We start from the raw sequence: 15850 nt of genomic DNA, 5'->3' as shown, positions 1-15850 counted from the left end.
AACACAAACCCCACAAAGAGATTCACATCAATGGCCACGGGTAAAAATAGGCATTGACTTTAGACACGCTGTTGAGTTCTCAAGATCCGGGCGCGACCCGCACATCCCTCCGAAGAGATCCGCTTGGGGCGACTCGACCAACCTTACCGGGTTCCGCTGGGGCGGTCAAATCCGCCTGACTTCTTCCGGTTGGACTCGCTGGGGTTCTCCCAAGTTCATCCAGTTGTTCACTGCCGTGTGGCAGCTCGGAAAACATTAGTTCATCGTGTCGCCGGATGCAAATCGAGCCAAGGGCCCGCCTCCTGTGGGACACTCCACGAGCGCCTAAATCCCTTGTGACTACGCATTTTCGTCGTCGGCGGCCATGACATGCATCGTGATGCCCTGACGGCGATCTCGCGCCCAGCAGCCAGCTGAGTAGCGTCACAGCCATGAACAGTCACGAGGCACGTTGGCCTGCACACCTTGCCGAGGGCGCTGACCGTACGAAACTTCTTGCCCTCTTCGAGTCGGCTCGCCCGGCGCGAGTGGAGGAGTTGAGCGGAACCTGGCGGGGGTTGGGTGTTCCCTCCGGACATCCACTGGACGGACTCCTCGAGCTCGCCGGGTGGTACGGCAAGCGGTTCGACTGTCAGGAGGAGGTCCATCCTCTTCTGTTCGCCGATCGCCGTGGCGTGTTCTGCGTCTCTCCCTCGGCTGTGCCATGGTCACTGATGCCAGCGCTGGTTACGCCCCTTCGCCGACGATCCGTGCGAACGGTGGTGCGCCACATGGTTGAGCGGGGACTGCTCCGGTGCGCGTCCACCCGTCGGCCTGGGGCACGGCTGCGCATGATGGACTTCCGTGGCACGGTCGGGGCGGCCATGGTCTACGACGCCCTTCCCATCGAGGATCATTTCCGCTGGATTGAGCCGTGCGTTCTTCTGGGGTTGATGGACGCCCGCGGGTTCGAGCCCTTCTTCTTCATGCTGAAACGAGAGAGCCCAGCTCAGTGACGAGAGAGCCCGGCTCAGTGATCCGTCTGTGGGGACGCACCCCTGGAGTCAGCCGGCGAGGTCCAGCGGTGATGGCTGCCCAGACCCCGCGACTGCCCCTGACTCGCCGGGCTCCCTTGAGCCAGGATGCCGCCTGACAGCGGACGCCGCTTCGCTCAGATCGGCTCTGACAGAACTTTCAACATCAAGACACCCGTTGTGGGGCCTGAGGGATTCCCCAGGAGGGCCGTGGAGCCGTTCCGACGCATGGCCACGGCCTCCAGGCGGCATGATCAGCGCTGTTCAAGCGCTTTGCGTCGGGAGTAGTAGGCGCGCGACCGGTTGCGGTCGCCGCACTCCTTGGCGACACACCAGCGTCGGTTGCGACGGGGAGAGAAGTCCAGGAAGACGCGTCCACACCGCTCGTCCTCGCACTGGTAGAGATGATCGAGATCGTCGCGTTGGGTGAAGGCGACGACTCCGCGCACGATCCGATGCCTCAGGACCTCAATGGAGAGGTCCTCATCCACCCATCCCCACCGCCAGTCAGAGAAATTGAGGATTGCTCCGGACAGCGCCTCCCGATAGAGCCTGGAAATCATTCTCGCGGAATACTCGCCGTTGCCGAAGAGCAGGTGGTAGAAGGATTCCCTCACCTGGACAATTCGAAGCCTTTCGACGTCGGCAACTTCCGGCCTTTCCCGCGCAAACACCAAGAATTGCTGCGCCTCGTCGGGCGCCACCAGGCCAGCACCCTGCGCCCACTGGACTGCATCTTCGAAGCTCGTGAGCGCGTCGATGGAGGCCCCGGGATCCAAACGCCACTGCAGGGTGTTGATCAGATCCAGCACCGGATCTCCCGACACCCGGCTGTACTCCGTCGTTCTGGCGACTTCACTCATGTTGGCATTTTCTCATATGTGAGCGATGCCGTTCATCATGGTCACAGGATCAGTTGCATGGCAGTTCTGGGTCGCACGGGGATGGCTGTCCAGTTGCCATCGCCCACCCGGATGAGCATGGTGTCGTCGGTGATTCTCATGGGTTATCGACGCGCAGTGGGTGGGACGGTCAAGCCACAGTGCGACGCCCACCGGAGCGCTCGGCAGCTCTCGGCGCACCGCTACAGCCCAACCGAGAATGGCTCGGGCCCCAACCATGCCCGGACATGCAGGACCCCAAGGGCGCCATGTCGACTCACATCAGGACTCATGCAGCGGCGGTTCCACCAATTCGGATTGAGCGTTTCCACCGAAATGAATGGGGTGCCGCATAGACCGCGAAGGAGTTCATGCATGAACCCAGGAGAAGTTGGGTCAACGAAGAATTGTGAGCGAAGGGCCACCCAGAAATGAATGCAATGAGTTCTGGATTCCAAGAATTCATGACCGCGAATGCAAAATTGCAATATCATTAGCCATTCTTGCGAATTTCGGAATTCGGAGGAATGTGGATGCCTCGAAGTTGCGAAGCGGCCACCACCAACGTGCGGCACTGACGAGCATCGCCAACGCCCCTGGCGCCATGGCTGCAGCCCCGCCCATCGACCAGGCCCCGGTGGCCCAGCCCATCGAGCCAGCCGATCGGCCCAGCCCGTCGCCCCAGGCGGGAGACGCCACAGAGGTGGACCGACCGTGCCGCGACCATGGCCATCAGGGCTCGTGGGGTGGTGAGGCGCACATGCAAGGCGTCGGGCACCTCACTGTCGAACCAGACCCCCCGCCAGCATTGAGGCAGTGCACGAGCAGCATGAAGACGCCCATGCTGGGATCGTGCCCAGCGGGATCATGGGATCGTGCCCAGCGGGATCATGCGATCGTGTCCAGCGGATCGACGAGGCTGATGATCGCCGCGAACGGACCCGCACCGATGAGGCGCTCCACGAAGCAGGGCCATAGCCACCGTCAACAGTGTCCTTCGACCAACAGTGTCCTTCGACCCGCCTCCCGCGGCAGCCCTGCCCAGCCTCAGAGGCCGAACAGTCACCGGATCGGAGAGTTGCCCGTCACGTCGTCCGAGGTCGGCTCGTCGTCGATGTACTCACCCTTCTCGTAGTCGTATTCCACCGGGTTGCCGTCCTCATCGGTGCGGGCGTACCACTCGGTGACCTCCGGGGCCGTCGAGTCGAAGTCACTGCCCGTCGCACGCTCGTCGGTGGCAGCCGTCGGCTCCACGGCGAGGGCGAAGTTGTCGCCATACTCGTGGACGCCGTGCTTGACCGCCTTCTGGATGGCCTGCTCCTGGTAGTGCTCGCGGATGGCCTGCGGATCATTGCGCAGCAGCTTCACCAGCGCCACGGCCATCAGCACCAGGATCACGGCGAAGGGCAGCGCCGTCACGACGACCAGGTTCTGCAGTCCCGCCAAGGCGTTCTGGCCGCCGAAGAGCAGGATGACCACGGCAATGCCCGCCATGCAAAGCGCAAAGAAGGTGGTGACCAGCTTGTTGGGCGACGGATTGCCACGCTGGGCCAGCTGTGAGTTGACCAGGGAGGCGGAGTCCGACGTCGTGACGAAGAAGACCCCCAGCATCACGATCACCAGTGCGGAGACGATGCCGCCACCGGGCATCTGCTCCACCACCTTGTAGAAGATCTCGGCGGGCAGCGGCAGCGAGGCGGCTGTCCCGTCGGGGGCGATCATGTTGGCCGTGTCGCCGGCAGCCTCTGCCTTGCGCTGCAGCCAGATCGCGGTTCCGCCGAGGATTCCGAAGGCCAGCACGATGATCGACGAAGGGATCAGCAGCACCCCGAGCACGAACTGCTTGATGGTGCGGCCACGGGAGATCTTGGCGGTGAAGACGCCGACGAAGGGCGCCCAGCTCACCCACCAGGCCCAGTAGAAGGTGGTCCAGGAGGAGAGGAAGGCCTCCATCTCCGGCCCCTCGGCCATGTTGGCACTGAGCATGTCGGGCATGTGCCCGAAGTAGTCGACGATGGCCGACGGCACCATGTTCATCAGAAAAGCCGTGGGGCCGACGATGAAGAAGAAGAGCGCCAGGCCCAGAGCCATCAGCATGTTGATGTTGCTCAGCCAGCGAATCCCCTTGGCCACGCCAGACACGGCGGAGGCGATGGTCGCGATGGTCAGCACGCCGATGATTCCCAGCGCCAGGGTGTTGCCCGTCGGGCCGAGGCCACCGACGATCTCGACGCCACGGGCAATCTGGAGCGCACCGATGCCCAGGGTGGCGGCGGTGCCGAAGAGCGTCGCGATGATGGCCAGGGCGTCGATGATGCGAGCGCCGATGCTGTCGGTGCGTCCACTCCACAGCGAGGTCACCACCGAACTCATCAGCGGCACCTTGCCGCGGCGGTAGGAGACGTAGGCGACGGCCAGGCCGACGATGGCGTAGATGGCCCAGGCGTTCAGCCCCCAGTGCAGGGCCGCCTGCGCCATCGCCCCCTTGACCGCGGCCGCCGTGTTCGCGTCGTAGTGGGCGCCGGGCCGCGGACTCAAGTAGTAGGTGAGCGGCTCGTAGGGGCCGAAGAAGATGATGCCGATGCCGATGCCCGCGCCAAAGAGCATGGCCGCCCAGGAGGCTGTTGAATATTCAGGTTCCTCGCCATCGAGACCGAGCGTGATCTTGCCGAACCTGGAGAAGGCGATCACCAGCAGGAAGAGCACCATGCCGATGGCCAGGACGTTGAAGGTCCACCCCAGATTGTGCATCACCCAGCCCAGGGCGGCACTCGAGACGTCGAAGACCTGCTGTGGGGCGGCCAGTCCCCACGCGACGAAGGCGACGATCAGGAAACCCACGACTCCGAGAATTCCCTTGTCAACGCCGTAACGGATCTTCTGGTCCTCAACGGAGACGCCGGGCACCAGCGCGGGGTGGATCTGGTGTGGGTAGTTCACCTCCCGTAAGAAGGTGCGGGTGGCCGAGGCTGGCGATGCTGCTCGTGGGTCAGGGTGGCTCATGGAGGGTTCCTGGATTCCTGGACAACGGTGGCACAGTTCGTCGTCCACCGTAGACCCGGACTGGTGAATTCAGGAGTTCATTTGCCCGCGTCGCGCCCGCGAAGACCCACTTCCCGCCTCGTCCACGCCAAGGCCCGGGCTCCCCGTCGGGGATCCCGGGCCCCAGCAGCGATGGCCTCGCACGCATCAGGAATGCGTGCCGATCATGGCCTTGCTCAGTGGTGGTCATCCTCCGACGTGACGTGGATGGTGCCGGTGGGGCGCTGCTGCGGGCCGTACAGGGAGTACAGCTTCAGCTCCTCCTTGGGGGGAGTTGTTGACGATGTTGTGCCAGGTTCCGGAGGGAACCAGGATCGCGTCGCCGGAGCCGGCCTGCTTCACATAGCTGAAGAGCTTCTCGTCGCCCATCATCACCAGTGCGGTGCCGGACTCGATGCGGAGGAACTGGTCGACGTCGTCGTGCATCTCCAGGCCGACCTCACCACCAACCGGGATGTTCATCAGGGTGAGCTGGAGCTGGTCGCAGCTCCAGGCAGCGGTGCGGAAGTTCTTGTTCTTGAGGGTGAGCTTCTCGACATTGATGACGGCCGGCTTGCAGCCCAGATCGGTGAAAGTGCGGCCGTAGGCGGTCTGGCTGGCGGCTGCGGCTGGCATCAGGTTGGCCGTCCCGAGGGCGACGGCGGAAGCAGCGGAGGCGGTGAGAAGCTGACGTCGATTCAACATACTGACGCCTTGATTCTGTTGTGTGGCGAGGGATCCAACGCCTCCACCAGCTCATGGAAATGGTTTGAGGTATCGGCACGCGTCTCGCACTACGGGCCGTCGGATTCTTCCGGGCGGTTGGGACTCGTAGTCATCCGCGATGGCCCACAAGGTGCTGTGATGAAATTCACTGGGGATTGGCAGTCAATTCCTCGCGCGTCGGGTAGGACGGCTGGGCACCCTGACCGGTGGCGGCGACGGCACCCACCCGGACCGCCAGCCGGATGGATTCCTCCAGACAATCCCCGTCGGCCAGACCTGCGAGCAGGGCGCCGGTGAAGGCGTCACCGCAGCCCGTCGTGTCGACGGCCTCCACCGTGGGCGCGGGAATGCCGGTGGTGGACCAGCCGTCGGGGCCATCCATCAGCAGCGCCGCTCCCCTGGCGCCAAGCGTGACCACGACGTCACCCCGGAATCCCTGCAGCAACTCACTTTCCGGTGAGTGGATGGAGGCCCCCGGAAAAACCTGGGCAAACTCGTGCTCGTTGACCACCAGCACGTCGGTGCACTGCAGGAGCGCCGCCGAGAGCTCGGTGAAGGGCGACGGATTGAGCACCACCGTCGCGCCGGACCGGTGCGCCACTGCGGCGGCGGACTCGACGGTCTCCATCGGAATCTCGAAACAGAGTCCCAGGACGTCGGCGGAACGGATGGCATCAGCATGCTCCGCGAGGCGCTGCGGACTCAGCGTGCCGTTGGCGCCCGGCGAGACGACAATCACGTTCTCCGCCGCGTCATCGATCAGGATCATGGCGGTGCCCGTGGGCGTTGGATCGTCGTGGACATGGGTGACGTCGACGCCGCTGCGGGCCAGGCTCTCCAGAAGGAGGGTGCCGTGATCGTCGTCGCCCACCCTGCCGACGAAGGTGACGTCGGCACCCAGGCGTGCCGCCGCCACGGACTGATTGGCAGACTTGCCGCCCGGCAGGGTTGCCAGCGGACCTCCGGGCACCGTCTCACCCGGGCTGGGAATCCGAGCCGTGTGCACCACCAGGTCCACATTGGCCGAGCCGACCACACAGACCTTGCCCATGCGCACCTCCTTGTTGTCACCCATTGTCCCTGTTCGCCGACACGATGCGCCCCTAGTCTGGATGACATGTTCCGGCACCTCTTCTGGGATATGGGTGGCACGCTCGTCGACACCTACCCGCAACTCGACGCAACCTTTGCCGACGTGGTGCGCCGCCATGGCCACGACGTGGAGATCCCGGACGTAGCGCGTCTCACGCGCCGCTCCACCGGTGAGGCGATCGCAACGCTCAGCACGCGATTTGGCATTGAGCCGACGGAGTTCGAGCAGGCCAATGCCGAGCTCAAGGCCCTGTGGAAGAAGGAACCCGCCCCGCCCGTGCCGGGAGCGCGGGACCTGCTGCGCGACGTGGCTGCTGCCGGCGGGATGAACCTGGTGGTGACGCACCGCGAGCGCGGATCCGCCATGGGCCTGCTGGACGGCCTGGGGCTGACGGTGGACGACCTGATCTCCACCGCCGACGGGCATCCGCGCAAGCCGGACCCGCAGATGTACCGAGTCATGCTGGAGCGGCACGGGCTGGATCCGGCCGAGTGCCTGGGTGTGGGCGACCGCCCCATTGACGCGACCGCCGCCCATGCCGCGGGGATCAACGCCGCAGTGCTCGAATCACCCGAGGCGCCCGTGGACGACGACGCCGAGTACAGCGTGGCCCACCTGGATGAGCTGAGGCCACTGCTGGGGCTGTGATCCGCGAGGGCTCGTGGAATTCACGTGGAATTTGGTTGGCCCGCATTCCCTCAGCAAGCAAGGGATGGCGGCGGATTGGGCGGGGCCGCGGCCGGTTATGACTCTTGGCACATTTGACGACGGCTGGCACATTGACCGCATTGCCCATCCCCCAGGAGCCGGACATGCGCAAACCAGTCAGCCTGATCGTCCTCGGGTGCGTTGTTGCCGCCTGCAGCCCCGACGCCCCCGCGGCGACCACCAGCCCCGACGCGACCCCCAGCGCCGTGGTGACGTCCGATGGGGCGACCCCCGGCGGGAGTGCGAGCACCCCCGGAGCGACCGGTTCTGCAGGTTCCGGGGCGAGCGTGGATCCGAGTCAGGACCCGCTGTATCTGGAGGCGGTGGAGGTGTACCGGGCCTACCACGCGGAGATGGCGAAGTTGGAGTCGCATTCCTACGAACCGGCGACCTTGCCCGCCACGATGGATACCTACATCACTGGGACGATGAAGGAAGCGATTCAGAACTCCATCACCAATTCCCTCAGCGAGGGGCTCGCGCCAGCTCGTGGCTCCTCATCTCGACTCACTGCCATTGCGCCGAATCCCGGGGTCAGCCGGGGAGGCAGTCTCGTTTCCATTCGCGTGTGCGTGGACTCGACGGAAGGAGAAGTGATCGACACTGGGACCGGCAAGGTAGTGGGAAACGGTGGCCTTGCCTATAAGGAGATCTACTTCCAGCGATTCGATGGCAAGCTCAAGGGGTTCACGAGCGACTCAAAGGCCGTTGAAACATGCCCGCTCTGACTCGATTCGTTCTGATCGCCTTGGGGAGCGCAGGCTTGCTGCTCATCAGCCCCACTTCCGCATGGGCCAATTGCAGTGCGGACATGAGTGCGTGTTCGAGTACCGAGACCGGTTTCACCCGTGTCGCCGGAAACTCTGGAGCGCGCGTCACCGCCACCCGCACCACCACCCGGAGGGTCGCCCGGCCCGCGGCCCGACCGGCCACCCGATCCGGCGGCTCCCACGCCAACCGCACCTACCTGGGCCCCACCTCACTGCGCTCAGGCGGGCAGCCTGCCGTGCGCCATTCGTCGGGCGGGCCGGGGCTCCCAGCAGTCCCACCGCCGTCGGCGCGCAATGGCAACCGGCACTACGTCGACACGACGTGCATCGCGTCGGTTGGTACGCCCTGCGCCTTCGAGGACTATGTGGTCACGGCCCCACCAGCCCAGCCGGCCCCGCCGGCCGCCGATCCTGCGGTACCGGCACAGCCTGGCCAGCCTGCAGCGGCCGCGCCGCCGCCAGCCCCGGTGATCGACGTCATCAGCGTCGCCACCACCGCGGCCAGCCAGATCAACCTGCCCCTGCCCGCTCCCCACCTGGGCCCGGAACCCAGCGTCAACGAGTGGAACATGCTCGCGGTCGGGCTCCCCGTGTGGATCTGGACCGATGACACCGACACCATCAACGCGTCGGTCACCGAACAGGGGATCCCGGTCACACTCGTCGCCCATCGTGTCCGGACCACCGTGGACACCGGCGACGGCACCACGCTCACGTGCACCAGTGCCAGTCCCCGCCCCACCGACGCCGACCCGATGGCCGAATCACCCGACTGCGGACACACCTGGCGCAGCCCCGGCAATCCCACCATCACCGCCACCAGCGTCTGGGCAGTCGAGTGGAGCGCCCTGGGCCAAGCGGGCCTGATCACCATGCAGCGCAGCGCCGATCGCACCGTGGAGGTGGGCGAACTGGTCTCAGTCGTCACCCGGTGACCACCATCGGCCAGACACGGCACCACCCCGATCGGTGCCGTCACGGTCCACCCGCGTCCACCTGAGCGGATCGTGCACCGGCTCCGGTGCACAACCCGCACCGTTCGGCGGGCTTCGCCTCAAAACTCCAACAGACCGCGAATGTCGTCGGCGCTCAGGGCAGCACCCACCGCCCCGTCGCCGGAATCCACCACCTGGTTGAACAACTCCCGCTTGCGCTCCTGCAGCGCCAAGACCTTGGCCTCGATGGTGCCCGTCGCCACCAGCCGGTAGACCATCACCGGCTTGTCCTGGCCGATGCGATGAGCACGATCAACCGCCTGCGCCTCCGCGGCCGGATTCCACCACGGGTCGAGCATGAAGACATAGTCGGCCTCGGTCAAGGTCAGGCCGAAACCGCCCGCCTTCAGGGAGATCAGGAAGGCCGGCGCGGTGCCGTCGCGGAACTCGTCGACGCGGGCCTGGCGATTGCGGGTGCGGCCATCCAGATAGACGGTCTCGATCCCCTCGGCATTCAACCGGTCGCGCACCATCCCCAGGAAGCCCGTGAACTGGCTGAAGACCAGCGCCCGGTGACCTCCGGCCACCACATCGGCCATCAGCTCCACCAGCACCTCGATCTTGCTGGACTCGATCGCGGCGTTCTCCTTGTCCACCAACCCGGGCGCCAGACTCAGCTGCCGCAGCCGGGTCAGCGAGCGCAGGATGGTCATGCGGTTCTTCTGCATGTCCCCCACCAGCCCCATCACGCGCTGGCGTTCCCGATTCAACTGCCGGTCGTAGACCCGACGATGCTCCTGGTTCAGCTCCACCGGAACCACCTGCTCCTGGCGCGGCGGCAGCTCCGGGGCGACGAGTTCCTTGGTGCGGCGCATCAGCACCGGCTTCAGACGTCGCAACAACTGTGCCAGCTGCGCGGCGCCCACCTCGCCACCCTCCTCAATGGGCTTGCGGTAGTCGTCGGTGAAGGCCTTGGAATCCGGGAAGACACCCGGTGCGGTGAGTGAGAGCAGCGTCCACAGATCCATCAGGTTGTTCTCCAGCGGCGTGCCGCTGAGCGCAAACCGCGAGCGGGCAGGGATTCGTCGCATCGCCAGATAGGTGCGCGACTGGCGGTTCTTCACGAACTGCGCCTCGTCCAGCAAGACCAGCTGCCAACTGACCTGTTCGAACTCCTCCACATCCAGCCGGGCGACGGCATAGCTGGTGAGCACCACGTCGGCGCCCTCGATGGCCTGCGCCACAGGGATTCCACGCTTGCGGGAGGTCTCGGCCAGGTTCGCCACCCGCAGCGTCGGGGCGAACCGCTCCGCCTGCTCGGCCCACGCCCCCACCACGCTCGACGGCGCCACCACCAGCACCGGCCCGTCGAGCAGCTCACGCTCCTGCAACGAACAGACCAGCGCGAGCGCCTGCAACGTCTTGCCCAGACCCATGTCATCGGCCAAGATTCCGCCCAGCCCGACGCTGCGCAGGAAATCCATCCAGCGCAGGCCCGTCAGCTGGTAACCACGCAGCTCGGCGCGCAGATTGCCGGGCGCGGCGAGCTCGGGAGCGCCGTCGGCTGACAGGAGCCGGGAGGAGATCTGCGTCCACGCCTGGTTCTCGCGGGCCACGACGCCCAGCTCCACCAACTCCTCCCACCAGCCGGCATTCTCCGGGCGCAGGCGCAGGACGGACCCGTCGCTGTCCGGGTCGGTCAGCAGGCGAGCCTCCGAGAGCAGCTCCCGCAACCGGTCAAGCTCCGGGTGATCCAGGGCAAACCACTCACCGGAGTCCAGCACCAAGTGGTCATCGCCGGCGCTCAAGGCGCGCAGCAGATCAGGCAGCGGGATGCGGTTCTCCCCCACCGAGACCTGCACCTCCAGGTCGAACCAGTCCCGGCCCGGATTCTCACCCACCTCCAGACGGATCTCCGGAGCCTCGTCGAGCTCCAGATAGCGGGGCGCATCCTCCCAGACCTCCACGATGACGTCATCGCGATCCCGCAGGGCGTCGAGCCGCTGCCACAACTCCAGCAGGGGCTTGCCCACCAACTCCTTCGTGGCGGGCAACTGCTCCGAGATCTTGCTGGGGGCGCCGAGCAGCTCGTCCACCAGCGGCCGGAAGGCCTGCTCCGCAATGGCGTCGCGGGAGGCGAAACTGCGTCCGGAACTGGCGGTGACGTCCACCGAACTGGCCGCACCGGTGAAGGAATAGCGAAAGCCCAGAGACAGCGTCGCGGCGACCTCCTGCTCGGAAGGCGACTGGCTGAGCTGCACCAACAGCTGCGGCGGCCGGGCCACGGGAAGTTCCAGATCCGGGGCCTGCGCCACCGTGGTCACCCGACGAAGACGGGGCAGGTAGTCCAGCGCGAACTGCCCGACATCCTGCGCGGGGATCTCCACCTGGGTGAGGTGCACCAGCGCCTGACCGTGCTCGTCGAGCGGCTCGGTGAAACCCACCGCGATCCGGTTGCCATTCTCCCCGGGCAGCAGCGCGCCGTGCGGGGGGACGCCCAACATGTTCACCGGGCGCACGGATTCCCCATCGAGCAGCAGGGTGCGCTCCAGACGCAGGCCCTCGTCGTCGGAGGTGAGCCGGGTGCCCAGGGTGAGCTCCGGACCGCGGAAGGTGACGGCCTTGGACTCCTTGGCAGGCACCAGTTCCACACCGGCGTGGACGGCCTCCTGGATCAGGCGCCAGCCGTCGTGGCCCAGCTCGGAGAGCAGCAGGTGGCTCGCGCGGGCGGCGGCGTAACCCCAGCGGGTGCGGCGGGCCTCCGTGGCGGCCCGCTGGATGCGGCCCAGGGCGCGCATGTGGGCGGGGTCGTGCACCGGGCCCCGCGGGATCACCGGTGGGATGTCGATCCGGTCCCAGGTGAGCTGGCCGCGGGCCCAGGTGTTGCGGGCACCCCAGTAGACGGGGCGCAGTTCCACGTCGTGCAGCAGCAGCGTGTACTGGATGCCGAGCGGTGTCCCGCCCTGGTCCTGCTGGGAGGTGCCCAGGATGCGGGTCATCTCCCGCTGCCAGCGCGGGATCTCCAGACGGTCACTGGAGGTGCGCAGGTGCTGCACCAATGCCACGCCGTGCTTGCAGTCCTGGCGGACCGGGCAGGTGCAGGTATTGCTGGCGCGAGTGCCATTCCAGGTCACCAGCACGTAGTAGGGCGAGTGGCCGGTGCCGGTTACCTGGGCGGAGACGGCCTTCTCGCTGGCGATGGTGACCTTGTCCACCCGACCCTGCTTGGCGTAGTCCGACCCACGGAAGAAGGTGGGGGCCCCGAAGCTGGCGACGAGTTGCTCGTCGGTCACTTCCCGAACCCAGGAGGGGTACTGCTGCGCGGCCATGGGATCGACTCTGCGCCCTGCGAGCCCGGGACGCAAACCGGGGGCTCTGTCAGGGGACTCCGCAGGGGACTCCGCAAACCGACCGTACGTTGACGCCCGGAGCGCCTGGCCGAGCCTGCGCCGCCCGCCGGAGCGACATTCGGAGGTCGGTTTGCGGAGTTCGACCCGATTGACCGCGGGGCCGGGTGGTGTTGGCCGGCTCGGTCAGGGCACTGCCGCGGCGAACGGGCCTGTGCAGATCCGCCCGGTCAACGCCCCCAGCGGGGCCCGACGAGAGCCCCTGCCTGGCGCAGGTGCTCCGGCATCGGGCAGCTGCACCGAGCGAGCTCCACCTCTTGCAGGCGGGCCAGGGTCACGGCCCAGTGGCGGGCGCAGTAGTACTCCGGCTGGGCAGCGGGCTGGCCGTCGGGGACGGCGCGGGTGACGAAGTGGGTCGGGGTCTGTGTGCACAGCGAGTCGGTCCACTGACAGTGGTCGCGGTCCCCGTCGCCCCACTCCATCGGGGTCGGCTCGACGGGCTGTCGTTCGGGCTGGTTGGCCTGGCGGGAGCGCTCCAGCAGTGCAGCGCGCCAGCGAGCGGTGCGTTCACCCATGACGGCCTCCGAATTCCTTGTCCAGCATGGCTTCGACGCTCTTCAGCCCGGCGGCGAGTTCCTCGTCGTCCAGCACGACGGCGGCGTCGAGCCAGCGACCCCAGCGGCGCTGGAAGTGGTCCTGCAGCCGGTTCTCGCGTTCGCTGACCTGGGTGGGGCGGATGCCGATGGTGGCCTCCTGACCGTCCTGGTCATAGCCGGCGCTGATGTTCATGGGCCAGTCGCGCTCGTCGGTGCCGCGGGGGATGACCAGACAGACGTCGACGCCGTCGAGCAGGATGGCCCACCAGGACTCGCCGTCGGCCGTGGTGCGGGTCTCCACACCGAAGTGCGCCAGCTCGGAGGTGGGGACGAAGGAGACGGCGTGCACCCAGCTGGGTGTGCTGCCGTCGAAGCCGACGCGCGTCATGGAGCGGAATCTGTCGCCCAGCTCTCCGCGGACGAAACCGACGCTCTCGGCGGTGCCGAATGGCATGGGCAGGTAGCGCAGGCCGGCCTCGGGGGTGAGCGGGCCGGTGGGGTTCTCGCGGACCGGGCCGAGCAGATCGCACAGGAGGGCGGGCTCCTTGCCGATGGCCTCGAACGCCACGACGCGGGTGCGCAGCGGGGTGGGGGCCAGGGCTTCGTCGAGCCAGCCCTGCAGCTCTGGGAGCGTGGTGAAGTCGGTGAGGCAGCGTTCCTGGCTGTCGTGACGGACCAGGTGGTGCTCGGCGCGGAAGAGCTGGGCGGCGACGGTCTCGCCGCCGTAGTCATCGGCGGCGAGCAGGAGGCGCCCCGCGGCGTCGGTGGCCAGGATCCAGTCGAACCAGGCGAGCAGGCTGCTTTCGAGGCCGCCGGTCTGGTGGGAGTAGATGTTGCGGTAGCGGGTGGGTTCGCCGTTGACGCGGCACATGGCGCGGCCGGGGGCGGTGACGGTGAGCTCGTAGCGGGCGGGGCTGCCCCGGGCGTCGAGTCCGTCGGCCGCCCACGTGTCGCTGCCCTGCTGGGCGAAGGAGTCCACGGTGAGGCGCGTCCCGTACGGAGGCAGGTAGCCGGCGGGCAGGGAGACCGGCGGAGCGTTGCCATGCGATTCGGGGACCATGACAGTGGTTATATCGGTCATCATGGGCCAGTTCTGGTCAAGTTGCCAAGACTTCCTGCTGTCGTGTGACTGAAGGGGATGCGACGGAAGTAGCGGGTGGACCTGAACACTTGGTCAACGAGCAGCGCGGCCAGCGGCTGACCTAGTCTGGGCACAGACCCAAAGGAGCGACGATGGCGAAGAAGATCCCGGCCAAGGTTCCCGCAGAGATCGCCGCGTGGCTGGTGGCCGCGGCCATGCCCACCATCAAGGACCCCAAGACCTGGGAGCACGTGGTCCAGAACGAGACCGTGCAGAAATACGTCGCCAAGGCCAAGGAGAAGTTCACCCCCTCCGAGCAGGGGCCCGTGAAGGACCAGGTGGAGCACCAACTGGAACTGGTGGAACAGGCGATGGCCGGCTATGCCGACTTCCCCGAGCTGCAACCGCCGGTTGAGGACTGGCGACGCCGCATGGCGCAACTGCGGATGCGGGCGCCGCTGGTGGACGGACTGGCCGGCAAGCAACGCCCCAAGGAGGTCAAGCGGCTGCTGCGCGACAGCAACCAGCTGATCCTGGACGTGACGAACTTTGGCCTGGGCGGGGAAGAGCCGGCGCGGAGGAGGGTCCGGGTGCCGGGGTTGCGGGGGAAGACGAAGCGCCCCGACTCCAACGGAGACGGGGCGCCCTGATCCGACAAGTCAGGCGGTGAGGAAGGCCTCCAGGCCGGCCAGGTCATCGGTGTTGATGTAGCCGACGCCAGCGGCCGCCAGCTCGGTCCACAAGGCCTCACGGGCGGGGCCGGGCATGTCGTTGGTGGCCCAGAAGCGCACGGTGTAGCCAGCCTCGTGGGCGGTGGTGACGTAGTCGACGAGCTTGGCGCGCTCGGCAGCCGGCATCTCGCCGACGCCCTGCCAGGTGAACAGCTTGGTCCAGTTCTCGCTGACCAGCGGCATCAGATCGGGGCTCATGCCAGAACGCAGATCGGTGCTGCGACCGTCGTAGAAGCCGCGACGCACCGTGGCGTCGGTCATGGTCTGCACCGGGCGATTGCCGGAGATGACGGCGGTGACGGGGCCCTGCTTGACCTTGCCGTGGCTGTAGCGGGTGAAGACCTGCGGGTAGCCAGCCAGCGCTTCCTCGATGGCGGCGTAGGTGCTCTCACCCTCGGTCTTGATGTCGATCAGCAGCTGCAGCGAGCCGTCCCAGCCGGGGTAGACGCTGCGGCCCTTGCCCTTGACGATCTGGCGCAGCGGCTCCAGGTAGAGGCCCTCGAGAGTGCGGGCAGGGTCGAGGTCTTCCTTGTCGTGGGCGATCAGCAGCTCGCCGTCGACCAGCCAGACGTCAGCCTCGACGGAGACGAAGCCGTGGGAGAGGGCGTCGTACAGCGGGCGGGTGTGCTCGTAGTCGTTGTGGGCGTGGGTCTGCGGGACCGGGGTGCCCAGGTCGACGGGGTTCTTGGCGGCGTGAGCCGGGGTAATACCGGTGGCCAGCAGGAGCGCGGCCAGCAGCGAGGTGACCAGCGCGAGGATCTTGCGGGGCATGGGTTCTCCTTGGGGGTGTTTGTTGCCCTGCAAGGAAATCGCGGGCCGGTGACGGGTTGGGGAACGACAGCTGTCGCGCGGGGAAAGTCCTACGCCGCGCCCTTCCCCCGCCAAGACCACGACACAAAGGCGTTTCACTTGTATCTGAAAGCGAGCTATCCTCGAGTCAAGAGGTTG

The 15850-nt window shown here is 66.7% G+C and carries 13 protein-coding genes; 5 read left to right on the top strand and 8 right to left on the bottom strand.

The genetic code is table 11. The features are described from left to right. Positions 1 to 431 precede the first annotated feature (431 nt). The gene (locus tag ACTQ49_RS05480) at positions 432 to 995 is read left to right on the top strand and encodes a DUF4334 domain-containing protein (protein WP_441826839.1); all 564 of its coding nucleotides are present in this window, start codon (positions 432 to 434) and stop codon (positions 993 to 995) included. 272 nt (positions 996 to 1267) lie between these two features. On the opposite strand, the gene ACTQ49_RS05475 is transcribed toward ACTQ49_RS05480, so the two are convergent. The 4 genes from ACTQ49_RS05475 to ACTQ49_RS05460 form a co-directional block, all read right to left on the bottom strand. Then, complete coding sequence (locus ACTQ49_RS05475; RefSeq protein ID WP_441826838.1) at positions 1268 to 1876, bottom strand: CGNR zinc finger domain-containing protein; 609 nt, start codon at positions 1874 to 1876, stop codon at positions 1268 to 1270. 1080 nt (positions 1877 to 2956) lie between these two features. After that, positions 2957 to 4897, bottom strand: a complete 1941-nt coding sequence (locus ACTQ49_RS05470) for a BCCT family transporter (RefSeq protein WP_441826837.1) — start codon at positions 4895 to 4897, stop codon at positions 2957 to 2959. Positions 4898 to 5122: 225 nt separating this feature from the next. Next, positions 5123 to 5620, bottom strand: a complete 498-nt coding sequence (locus ACTQ49_RS05465; protein ID WP_441826836.1) for a cupin domain-containing protein — start codon at positions 5618 to 5620, stop codon at positions 5123 to 5125. A gap of 166 nt (positions 5621 to 5786) precedes the next feature. Then, positions 5787 to 6716 (bottom strand): ribokinase, encoded by a 930-nt coding sequence (locus tag ACTQ49_RS05460; protein ID WP_441826835.1) that lies wholly within the window; start codon positions 6714 to 6716, stop codon positions 5787 to 5789. Between the two features lie 42 nt (positions 6717 to 6758). Here ACTQ49_RS05460 and ACTQ49_RS05455 point away from each other — a divergent pair, with 42 nt between their 5' ends. From ACTQ49_RS05455 to ACTQ49_RS05445, 3 genes are all read left to right on the top strand, one after another. Further along, positions 6759 to 7382: an HAD-IA family hydrolase gene (locus ACTQ49_RS05455; RefSeq protein ID WP_441826834.1), complete on the top strand. Its 624-nt coding sequence runs from the start codon at positions 6759 to 6761 to the stop codon at positions 7380 to 7382. Between the two features lie 164 nt (positions 7383 to 7546). Beyond that, entirely contained in the window at positions 7547 to 8170 is a 624-nt protein-coding gene (locus tag ACTQ49_RS05450) for a hypothetical protein (protein WP_441826833.1), read from the top strand. A gap of 83 nt (positions 8171 to 8253) precedes the next feature. Then, on the top strand, positions 8254 to 9147 hold the full coding sequence (locus tag ACTQ49_RS05445) for a hypothetical protein (RefSeq protein ID WP_441826832.1): 894 nt from the start codon (positions 8254 to 8256) through the stop codon (positions 9145 to 9147). 119 nt (positions 9148 to 9266) lie between these two features. Here the strand turns inward: ACTQ49_RS05445 and ACTQ49_RS05440 are convergent, their stop codons facing one another. The 3 genes from ACTQ49_RS05440 to ACTQ49_RS05430 all read right to left on the bottom strand — a co-directional run bounded on the left by ACTQ49_RS05440 (position 9267) and on the right by ACTQ49_RS05430 (position 14150). Beyond that, positions 9267 to 12476, bottom strand: coding sequence for a DEAD/DEAH box helicase (locus ACTQ49_RS05440; protein WP_441826831.1), 3210 nt, complete (start codon positions 12474 to 12476; stop codon positions 9267 to 9269). A 248-nt stretch (positions 12477 to 12724) separates the two neighbouring features. After that, positions 12725 to 13069 carry a hypothetical protein gene (locus ACTQ49_RS05435; protein WP_441826830.1) on the bottom strand — a complete coding sequence of 115 codons (345 nt, stop codon included), beginning with the start codon at positions 13067 to 13069 and terminating at the stop codon, positions 12725 to 12727. Further along, positions 13062 to 14150 carry a hypothetical protein gene (locus ACTQ49_RS05430; RefSeq protein WP_441826829.1) on the bottom strand — a complete coding sequence of 363 codons (1089 nt, stop codon included), beginning with the start codon at positions 14148 to 14150 and terminating at the stop codon, positions 13062 to 13064. The genes ACTQ49_RS05435 and ACTQ49_RS05430 overlap by 8 nt, the downstream gene beginning before the upstream one ends. A gap of 173 nt (positions 14151 to 14323) precedes the next feature. Here ACTQ49_RS05430 and ACTQ49_RS05425 point away from each other — a divergent pair, with 173 nt between their 5' ends. Further along, positions 14324 to 14821, top strand: coding sequence for a hypothetical protein (locus ACTQ49_RS05425; protein WP_441826828.1), 498 nt, complete (start codon positions 14324 to 14326; stop codon positions 14819 to 14821). A 9-nt stretch (positions 14822 to 14830) separates the two neighbouring features. Here the strand turns inward: ACTQ49_RS05425 and ACTQ49_RS05420 are convergent, their stop codons facing one another. Next, positions 14831 to 15673: a phosphatidylinositol-specific phospholipase C/glycerophosphodiester phosphodiesterase family protein gene (locus tag ACTQ49_RS05420; protein WP_441826827.1), complete on the bottom strand. Its 843-nt coding sequence runs from the start codon at positions 15671 to 15673 to the stop codon at positions 14831 to 14833. Positions 15674 to 15850 lie beyond the last annotated feature (177 nt).

The sequence above is a fragment of the Luteococcus sp. Sow4_B9 genome, assembly GCF_052116585.1.
Taxonomy (GTDB): Bacteria; Actinomycetota; Actinomycetes; order Propionibacteriales; family Propionibacteriaceae; genus Luteococcus.
Note: the sequence above shows the minus strand (reverse complement) of the source record. Positions and strands in the feature narration are given on the sequence as shown.

What these genes read in the sequence shown, in the direction of transcription:
- ACTQ49_RS05480 (WP_441826839.1), top strand. Translation starts at nt 432, where the DNA reads ATGAACAGTCACGAGGCACGTTGGCCTGCACACCTTGCCGAGGGCGCT.
- ACTQ49_RS05475 (WP_441826838.1), bottom strand. Translation starts at nt 1,876, where the DNA reads ATGAGTGAAGTCGCCAGAACGACGGAGTACAGCCGGGTGTCGGGAGAT.
- ACTQ49_RS05470 (WP_441826837.1), bottom strand. Translation starts at nt 4,897, where the DNA reads ATGAGCCACCCTGACCCACGAGCAGCATCGCCAGCCTCGGCCACCCGC.
- ACTQ49_RS05465 (WP_441826836.1), bottom strand. Translation starts at nt 5,620, where the DNA reads ATGTTGAATCGACGTCAGCTTCTCACCGCCTCCGCTGCTTCCGCCGTC.
- ACTQ49_RS05460 (WP_441826835.1), bottom strand. Translation starts at nt 6,716, where the DNA reads ATGGGTGACAACAAGGAGGTGCGCATGGGCAAGGTCTGTGTGGTCGGC.
- ACTQ49_RS05455 (WP_441826834.1), top strand. Translation starts at nt 6,759, where the DNA reads ATGTTCCGGCACCTCTTCTGGGATATGGGTGGCACGCTCGTCGACACC.
- ACTQ49_RS05450 (WP_441826833.1), top strand. Translation starts at nt 7,547, where the DNA reads ATGCGCAAACCAGTCAGCCTGATCGTCCTCGGGTGCGTTGTTGCCGCC.
- ACTQ49_RS05445 (WP_441826832.1), top strand. Translation starts at nt 8,254, where the DNA reads ATGAGTGCGTGTTCGAGTACCGAGACCGGTTTCACCCGTGTCGCCGGA.
- ACTQ49_RS05440 (WP_441826831.1), bottom strand. Translation starts at nt 12,476, where the DNA reads ATGGCCGCGCAGCAGTACCCCTCCTGGGTTCGGGAAGTGACCGACGAG.
- ACTQ49_RS05435 (WP_441826830.1), bottom strand. Translation starts at nt 13,069, where the DNA reads ATGGGTGAACGCACCGCTCGCTGGCGCGCTGCACTGCTGGAGCGCTCC.
- ACTQ49_RS05430 (WP_441826829.1), bottom strand. Translation starts at nt 14,150, where the DNA reads ATGGTCCCCGAATCGCATGGCAACGCTCCGCCGGTCTCCCTGCCCGCC.
- ACTQ49_RS05425 (WP_441826828.1), top strand. Translation starts at nt 14,324, where the DNA reads ATGGCGAAGAAGATCCCGGCCAAGGTTCCCGCAGAGATCGCCGCGTGG.
- ACTQ49_RS05420 (WP_441826827.1), bottom strand. Translation starts at nt 15,673, where the DNA reads ATGCCCCGCAAGATCCTCGCGCTGGTCACCTCGCTGCTGGCCGCGCTC.